The sequence below is a fragment of the Pseudomonas agronomica genome (assembly GCF_025917275.1).
Classification (GTDB): Bacteria; Pseudomonadota; Gammaproteobacteria; order Pseudomonadales; family Pseudomonadaceae; genus Aquipseudomonas; species Aquipseudomonas agronomica.
On sequence record NZ_JAOSHO010000347.1, the window covers coordinates 1 to 5,600 of the forward strand.

The following is a 5,600-nucleotide window of genomic DNA, read 5'->3' on the forward strand; positions in this document are numbered from 1 at the left end:
CAAGCTCCCTCGCCACAAAAGCCAGCCACAAGGCCAGTGACAAAAGCCAGCAAGCCAGCAACAAAGCTTGTGGCGGCCGATCAGACTGAGGCAGCCTCCGCCGGCGAAACAATACTGGTCTTGCCCCCACGGGACTTGCCGGAGCTCAAGTACTCGGCAATCGATTCCTGGGTCACTTCGCCCAGGAACACCCGCTCGGCGTCCATCACCGGCAGCCACGAGCGATTGAACTCGTACATGCGCGACAGCAGGATCCGCAGGTGTTCGTCGTAGGCGGCGGTGGCGTTGAATTCCCGCAGGAATTGTCCGCAGGTACCGGTCTGGCGGTGCAGGTCGCGACGACGCACATACCCCAGGGCCTTGTTCTCGGCACAGGTGACCACCACGTAGCGCCGGTCATGTTCATCCATCAACTCCAGCGCCTCGGCCACCGGCGTCTCGGGGCTGACCGACGGGGCGTTGTCCGCCGCGTCTTCGGCCTTGACCAGCAACAGGCGCTTGAGCGTGCTGTCCTGGCCGACGAAGTTGCTGACGAACTCGTCGGCCGGATGCGCCAGCAATGTGTCCGGATGATCGCACTGGATCAGTTTGCCGGCGCGGAAGATCGCGATCTTGTCCCCCAGCTTGATAGCCTCGTCGATGTCGTGGCTGACCATGATCACGGTCTTGTTCAGCGCCCGTTGCATCTCGAAGAACTCGTTCTGGATCATCTCGCGATTGATCGGGTCGACCGCGCCGAACGGTTCGTCCATCAGCAACAGCGGCGCATCGGCCGCCAAGGCGCGGATCACGCCGATCCGTTGCTGCTGGCCACCCGATAATTCACGCGGGTAGCGGTGCAGGTATTGCTTGGGTTCGAGCTTGATCATGCTCATCAATTCGCGGGCGCGGTCGTGGCATTTCTGCTTGTCCCAGCCGAGCAGGCGTGGGACGACGGTGATGTTTTCCTCGATGGTCATGTTCGGGAACAGGCCGATCTGCTGGATCACGTAGCCGATGTTGCGGCGCAGGGTCACTTCGTCCAGGCCGGTGGTGTCCTCGCCGTTGATCAAGACCTTGCCCGAGGTGGGCGGGATCAGCCGGTTGATCATCTTCAGGGTGGTGCTCTTGCCACAGCCCGACGGCCCGAGGAACACGCAGATCTCGCCTTCGTTGACGGTCAGGTTCACCGAGTCCACGGCTTTGACATCCTTGCCGTTGCTCTTGAAGGTTTTGCTGAGGTTTTGAAGTTCGATCATTTCAGTAGTCCTTTCGGGGTCAGCGAGCGTTGCAGCCATTGCAGAAGCAGGTCGGCGAAGATGGCCAGGAGGCTGACCAGCACGGCGCCGACGATCAGCATCGACATGTCGCTGCGGCTGATGGAAGCGAGGATGAGCACGCCCAGGCCACCGGCGCCGATGGTGGCGGCGATGGTCATGACGCCGATGTTCATGACCACGGCGGTGCGCACGCCGGCCAGGATCACCGGCACGGCGATGGGCAGTTCGACCATGCGCAGGCGCTGGCCGAAGGTCATGCCGATGCCGCGGGCGGCTTCACGAATGCCCGGTTCGACGCCGGTCAGGGCCAGGTAGGTGTTGCGCATGATTGGCAACAACGAATAGAGAAACACCGCGGTGATCGCCGGCATCGGCCCCAGGCCCTGGCCGAATTTGGAGTAGAACGGCAACAGCAGGCCGAACAGGGCGATCGACGGAATCGTCAGCAGCACCGTGGCGCTGGCCTGCAACGGGCCGGCAAGTGCCGGGAAGCGGGTCATGAAAATGCCCAGCGGCACACCGATGACGATCGCCAGGGTCACGGCGATGCCCACCAGGGTGATGTGCTGCCAGGTCAGGTGCAGCACCAGCGGCCAATCCAGATGGGAAAAGGCGTCAAGAAAATCCATGGCTTTTCCTCCAGGTCATTGGGTTGAGAGCAGCGAATGCTGGCGCAGGAAATCGGCGGCAACGGCGGAAGGGCTCTCGTGATCGACGTCCACGCGGGCGTTGAGCTGGCGCATGGTTTCGTCGTCGAACAGCTCGGCCAGCGACTTGAGCTGAGCGGCCAGTTGCGGGTGGGCGTCGAGGAACGCCTGGCGCACCACGGGCGCGGCGGTGTAGTCGGGGAAGTAATGCTTGTCATCTTCCAGCAGCTTCAATTTGAAAGCGTTCAAGCGCCCGTCGGTGGTGTAGACCAGGCCGGCGAATACCTGGCTGTTGCGCAGCGCGGTGTAGACCAGGCCTGCGTCCATCTGCCGGATGTTCTTGCGGGTCAGGTTCATGCCGTACTGCTCGACCATCCCGGCCAGACCGTCGGAGCGATTGGCGAACTCGGTGTCGAGGGCCACCAGATGGTTCTCGTCGGCCTCGGCCTGCAACACCGTGTTCAACTGGCTGATGGAATTGATCTGCGGGTATTCCTTCGCGATTTTTTCCGGCAGGGCCAAGGCGTAGGTGTTGCTGAATTTCGACGGTGCCAGCCAGACCAGGCCTTTTTTCGCGTCGAGTTCTTTCACCCGGGCGTAGGACTGAGCGCTGTCGAGTTTCTCGGTGACATGGTTGTAGGCCACCAATGACACGCCTGTGTATTCCCAAAGCAAATCCAGTTGCCCGGTTTCATGGGCGCTGCGGGCCAGGTTGCTGCCCAGTCCGCCAGTGACTTGGGCGTCGTAGCCTTTGTCGCGCAGGTATTGCGCGGTGATCTCCGCCAGCAAGGTCTGCTCGGTGAATACCCGGGCGCCGAGGCGGATTAGCGGTTTTTCTGCGGCTTGGGCAAACCCGGCGAACAGCAGCAGGCAGCCCAGGATCAAGCTCAACTTCTTCATAACGATTCCTTTATCCAGCCAGGCTCAGGACGGTCGCAGACCGCGTTCCAGCCAGAGGCGGCTGGCCAGTGTCACCAGGCCGTCGAGCAGCAACGCAAGCAGGGCGGTGCAGGCGGCGCCGAGCAGCAGTTGCGGCTGGTTGTTCAAGGCGATGCCAGGGAAGATCAGGCTGCCGAGGCTATTGGCGCCGATCAGAAAGGCCAGCGGGGCGGTGCCAACGTTGATCGCCAGGGCCACGCGCACGCCGCCGACGATGATCGGCACGGCGTTGGGCAGCTCGACTTTCCATAGCACCTGGCGCGGGGTCATGCCGATGCCGACGGCGGCTTCCTTGAGGGAGCCCTGGACATTCTTCAGGCCTTCATAGGTGTTGCGCACGATGGGCAACAGCGAGGCGAGGAACAGGGCGAAGATGGCGGGCCCGCTGCCGATGCCCAGGACGCCGAGGGCGATGGCCAATACGGCCAGGGGCGGCACTGTATTGCCGATGTTGAACACCTGCATGAAGCGTTCGGCGCGCCCGACCATGCCGGGGCGGCTGAGGAAGATGCCAGCGGGGATGCCGACAATCAGGGCCGCCAACATGGAGGCCACTACAAGCATCAGGTGCGCTTGCAGGTAGAACAACAGGTCGTCGCGGTAACGTTGGATCGTATCGATGCCGATCCAGTGGACCAACAGGGCAAGAAGGGCGACGACGACCGCACCCCCCATAAGCCCTTTGCCATAGCGGATAGCCACAGGCGGACTCCTTTGTCTTTCAGTCGGCGCACGCTTTCCCGGGCGGCAGACCCTCGTGGGTTGCCGGGAAAACGTTCGCGAGAAGCAGCTCTTTTCGAGGCCGGTAAAACGACGTCGAAGCGAGCCATGAGCGCAGCCTCGTCAGGCTAACTTGCTGATTTTTCAGGCCCTGACGAATGGCCATAACAGGGGAGTGGACGCCTGTGCGGCTTAAAAGGTTCCCTCATAGGGCACCGTCGAGCCTCTGTAGGAGCTGGCGAAGCCTGCGATCTTTTGATCTTCTGTGTCTCTGGAAACGTCAAAAGATCGCAGGCTTCGCCAGCGCCTACCGTGGACCCGCGCCTACGTACGGTGGTCCATGAGCGGCGTTTTGGGCTATACTCGCCGCCCTTTTTTGAATCACCTGCCAGGCGATTTCCCATGACCAAACAGGCCGCCGAAGTCGCGAAACGCCGCACTTTCGCCATTATTTCCCACCCCGATGCCGGTAAGACCACCATCACCGAAAAGCTCTTGCTGATGGGCAAGGCGATTGCGGTGGCCGGCACGGTGAAATCCCGCAAGTCCGACCGCCATGCCACCTCCGACTGGATGGAAATGGAAAAACAACGGGGTATCTCCATTACCACGTCGGTCATGCAGTTCCCGTATCGCGATCACATGATCAACCTGCTCGACACCCCGGGCCACGAAGACTTCTCCGAAGACACCTACCGCACCCTGACCGCGGTGGACTCGGCGTTGATGGTCCTAGATGGCGGTAAAGGCGTCGAGCCACGGACCATCGCGCTGATGGACGTTTGCCGTCTGCGGGACACGCCGATCGTCAGCTTCATCAACAAACTCGACCGCGACATCCGCGACCCGATCGAGCTGCTCGACGAGATCGAAGCAGTCCTGAAGATCAAGGCCGCGCCGATCACCTGGCCGATCGGTTGCTACCGCGACTTCAAGGGCGTGTATCACTTGGCCGACGACTACATCATCGTCTACACCCCAGGCCACGGTCATGAACGCACCGAAACCAAGATCATCGAGAAGCTCGATTCCGACGAGGCCCGCGCGCACCTGGGCGACGAGTACGATCGTTTTATCGAGCAACTGGAACTGGTGCAGGGAGCCTGCCATGAGTTCAACCAGCAGGAGTTCATCGACGGCCAGCTGACCCCGGTGTTCTTCGGCACCGCCTTGGGCAACTTCGGCGTCGATCATGTGCTCGACGCCGTGGTCGACTGGGCGCCGCGTCCGCTGCCGCGTGTTGCCAACGAGCGCACCGTGGAGCCGGTGGAAGAGAAGTTCTCGGGCTTCGTGTTCAAGATCCAGGCGAACATGGACCCCAAGCACCGCGACCGCATTGCCTTCATGCGCATCTGCTCCGGCAAATACGAAAAAGGCATGAAGATGCGCCACGTGCGCACCGGCAAGGACGTGCGCATCGGCGACGCCTTGACCTTCTTCTCCTCGGAACGCGAGCAACTGGAAGAAGCCTTCGCCGGTGACATCATCGGCCTGCATAACCACGGCACCATCCAGATCGGCGACACTTTCACCGAAGGCGAAGCCCTGGGCTTTACCGGCATCCCGCACTTCGCCCCGGAACTGTTCCGTCGCGTGCGCCTGAAGGACCCGCTCAAGTCCAAGCAACTGCGCCAGGGCTTGCAGCAATTGGCCGAAGAGGGCGCCACCCAGGTGTTCTTCCCGGAGCGCAGCAACGACATCATCCTCGGTGCCGTCGGCGTGCTGCAGTTCGACGTCGTCGCCAGTCGCCTGAAAGAGGAATACAAGGTCGAGTGCTCCTACGAGCCGATCACCGTGTACTCGGCGCGTTGGGTCGAATGTGGTGATAAGAAAAAGCTCGAGGAGTTTTCCAACAAGGCTGTGGAAAACCTCGCGCTGGATGGCGGTGGTCACTTGACCTACCTGGCCCCTACGCGGGTGAACCTGGCGTTGATGGAAGAGCGCTGGCCAGACGTGAAATTCCGCGCGACGCGGGAGCATCATTAAGCAGTCAGCGTTTAAGCCGAAAGATCTGTGGGAGCGGGCTTGCTCGCGA

Annotated in this window: 5 protein-coding genes; 1 reads left to right on the plus strand and 4 read right to left on the minus strand. The window is 61.6% G+C overall.

Annotation, left to right across the window (positions count from 1 at the left end; all coding sequences use genetic code 11):
- Nucleotides 1-80 precede the first annotated feature (80 nt).
- From OC610_RS20180 to OC610_RS20195, 4 genes are read right to left on the minus strand one after another with little or no spacing between them, the layout of a single operon-like run.
- The gene (locus tag OC610_RS20180; RefSeq protein WP_264430175.1) at nucleotides 81-1,238 is read right to left on the minus strand and encodes an osmoprotectant ABC transporter ATP-binding protein OsmV; all 1,158 of its coding nucleotides are present in this window, start codon (nucleotides 1,236-1,238) and stop codon (nucleotides 81-83) included.
- The gene (locus OC610_RS20185; protein ID WP_030139812.1) at nucleotides 1,235-1,888 is read right to left on the minus strand and encodes an ABC transporter permease; all 654 of its coding nucleotides are present in this window, start codon (nucleotides 1,886-1,888) and stop codon (nucleotides 1,235-1,237) included. The genes OC610_RS20180 and OC610_RS20185 overlap by 4 nt, the downstream gene beginning before the upstream one ends.
- Nucleotides 1,889-1,903: 15 nt before the next feature.
- Nucleotides 1,904-2,806: a glycine betaine ABC transporter substrate-binding protein gene (locus OC610_RS20190; protein ID WP_264430179.1), complete on the minus strand. Its 903-nt coding sequence runs from the start codon at nucleotides 2,804-2,806 to the stop codon at nucleotides 1,904-1,906.
- Between the two features lie 24 nt (nucleotides 2,807-2,830).
- Nucleotides 2,831-3,520, minus strand: a complete 690-nt coding sequence (locus OC610_RS20195) for an ABC transporter permease (protein ID WP_172681704.1) — start codon at nucleotides 3,518-3,520, stop codon at nucleotides 2,831-2,833.
- Between the two features lie 447 nt (nucleotides 3,521-3,967).
- Here OC610_RS20195 and OC610_RS20200 point away from each other — a divergent pair, with 447 nt between their 5' ends.
- Nucleotides 3,968-5,551: a peptide chain release factor 3 gene (locus OC610_RS20200; RefSeq protein ID WP_249876178.1), complete on the plus strand. Its 1,584-nt coding sequence runs from the start codon at nucleotides 3,968-3,970 to the stop codon at nucleotides 5,549-5,551.
- Nucleotides 5,552-5,600 lie beyond the last annotated feature (49 nt).

Coding starts and splice junctions, on each gene's coding strand:
- OC610_RS20180 (WP_264430175.1), bottom strand. CDS start 1,238: ATGATCGAACTTCAAAACCTCAGCAAAACCTTCAAGAGCAACGGCAAG.
- OC610_RS20185 (WP_030139812.1), bottom strand. CDS start 1,888: ATGGATTTTCTTGACGCCTTTTCCCATCTGGATTGGCCGCTGGTGCTG.
- OC610_RS20190 (WP_264430179.1), bottom strand. CDS start 2,806: ATGAAGAAGTTGAGCTTGATCCTGGGCTGCCTGCTGCTGTTCGCCGGG.
- OC610_RS20195 (WP_172681704.1), bottom strand. CDS start 3,520: ATGGGGGGTGCGGTCGTCGTCGCCCTTCTTGCCCTGTTGGTCCACTGG.
- OC610_RS20200 (WP_249876178.1), top strand. CDS start 3,968: ATGACCAAACAGGCCGCCGAAGTCGCGAAACGCCGCACTTTCGCCATT.